The following is a 294-nucleotide window of genomic DNA, read 5'->3' as shown; positions in this document are numbered from 1 at the left end:
CTCTAGAGCGGTACCGCTGGTATAGGTGTAATCGTCATGTGACGCAATAACAGGCTGCTCTCCAACGACACCATCACCTTCTACGGTGATTTGCTTGCCATTGCCATCGGTAATTAACCAGCAGCGAGAGAGAAGTTGTACGGAATGAGGGCTGAGATTTTTTATGGTGATCATGTATGCAAATACATAGCGGCCATTATCGGGTTCCGATTGTTCCGCTATGTATTTGGTGTGTACATGACATTTGATACAAGGTTGACTGACGTCCATGTGGTCTCCTTGTTAGAGCGTGTT

The 294-nt window shown here is 46.3% G+C and carries 1 protein-coding gene; it reads right to left on the bottom strand.

The genetic code is table 11. The features are described from left to right. On the bottom strand, positions 1-270 hold a 270-nt coding region (gene apaG, locus AB4585_RS27850; RefSeq protein ID WP_372171993.1), incomplete at its 3' end, for a Co2+/Mg2+ efflux protein ApaG. Between the last annotated feature and the right edge of the window lie 24 nt (positions 271-294).

The organism is Vibrio sp. 10N.222.49.C9, from assembly GCF_041474985.1.
In the GTDB taxonomy this organism is placed as follows: Bacteria; Pseudomonadota; Gammaproteobacteria; order Enterobacterales; family Vibrionaceae; genus Vibrio; species Vibrio crassostreae_C.
The sequence above is the reverse complement of the archived record's forward strand: the minus strand, read 5'-3'. Positions and strand labels throughout refer to the sequence as shown.